Raw genomic sequence first — 1,200 nt, 5'->3', positions numbered from 1 at the left:
TGGCCAGCGCCGCGTCGTCGCCGCCATTGACGACCACCGCCTGGCCGTCGAAGCGCTCCAGCGATTCCGGATGGTAGAAGAGCGCCGTTCCCTCGAAGCGCTGGATGTCCTCGAGTGCGATGCGCTTGGGGATGAAAGCGCCGACGCCTGCGGCGATGAACACCGTCCTGGCAAGAAAGCCCGTGCCCGTGGTGGTGCGGAGCAGCAGCCGCTGATCGGCCTGGCGCTCGAGCGTGGCGACCTGCTGCTGGAAATGGAAGGTGGGCTTCAGCGGCGCCAGTTGCTGCAGCAGCGCCGTAGCCAGGCCACTGCCACTGGTCGCCGGAATGCCCGGGATGTCGTAGATGGGCTTGTCGCCGTACAGCTGCACGCACTGGCCGCCCGCGGCGGGCAGCGCGTCGACGATGTGGCAGGAGATCTCGAGCAGCCCCAGCTGGAAGGCCTGGAACAGCCCGACCGGTCCGGCGCCGATGACCAGCGCGTCGGTTTCGATGGGCGCGGCCAGCGCGTTCAGCGCACCAGCTCCCCGATCTTGTCGGTCTTGTCCTTCCACTCGTCGGCATCCGGCAGCGCGGGCTTGCGCTTGGTGATGCTCTTCCAGCCGTCGGCCTGGGCCAGCTCGGCGTTGAGCTTGATGAAGGCGAGCTGGTTGGCCGGCAGGTCTTCCTCGGCGTAGATCGCGTTGACCGGGCACTCGGGGATGCAGACAGCGCAGTCGATGCACTCGTCCGGATCGATCACCAGCATGTTGGGGCCCTCGCGGAAGCAGTCCACGGGACACACATCGACGCAATCGGTGTACTTGCAGCGGATACAGGATTCAGAGACGACGTGGGTCATGGCTGGGCTCGGGATCGGTCGGGGAAAACCAGGAATTCTAGGCGCTTGCCGGCGAGGGCTGCACGAGCACGGCTGCCGAGGTCCGGTGGGAGGCGGTGTCGACCAGCACCAGAGAACCCAGCGCCCGGGACTGCGCGAAGGGCAGCACCGCGAGCGGCTGCTGCAGCGTGAGCACCACGTCGCCGATGGCGTTGGGTTCCAGCCGGTCCGCGGGCTCGGAGTCCAGCGTGGTGATGTTGACGCGGTCGACGATGCGAGCGACCTTGGCCTTGACCCAGCGGTGGCCCTGCAGCGCCCAGTAGACGCGGCCCGCAAGCAGCGGCTCGTCGTCCAGCCAGGCGATGGTGGCCGTGATCTCGC

3 protein-coding genes are annotated in these 1,200 nt (G+C 67.8%); all 3 read right to left on the bottom strand.

What is annotated here, in order from left to right; genetic code table 11:
* Positions 1 to 553: NAD(P)/FAD-dependent oxidoreductase (locus APY03_RS43345; RefSeq protein ID WP_232324174.1), on the bottom strand; the 553-nt coding region annotated here is incomplete at its 3' end.
* Positions 511 to 840, bottom strand: coding sequence for a ferredoxin FdxA (fdxA, locus tag APY03_RS06315; protein WP_068675027.1), 330 nt, complete (start codon positions 838 to 840; stop codon positions 511 to 513). The genes APY03_RS43345 and fdxA, both read right to left, overlap by 43 nt.
* A gap of 37 nt (positions 841 to 877) precedes the next feature.
* Positions 878 to 1,200 (bottom strand): elongation factor 1-alpha C-terminal domain-related protein (locus APY03_RS43340; protein WP_443082799.1); only part of this gene is annotated, 323 nt, incomplete at its 5' end.

This window comes from Variovorax sp. WDL1 (assembly GCF_001541225.1).
GTDB lineage: Bacteria > Pseudomonadota > Gammaproteobacteria > Burkholderiales > Burkholderiaceae_C > Variovorax.
Note: the sequence above shows the minus strand (reverse complement) of the source record. Positions and strands in the feature narration are given on the sequence as shown.

What these genes read in the sequence shown, in the direction of transcription:
- fdxA (WP_068675027.1), bottom strand. Translation starts at nt 840, where the DNA reads ATGACCCACGTCGTCTCTGAATCCTGTATCCGCTGCAAGTACACCGAT.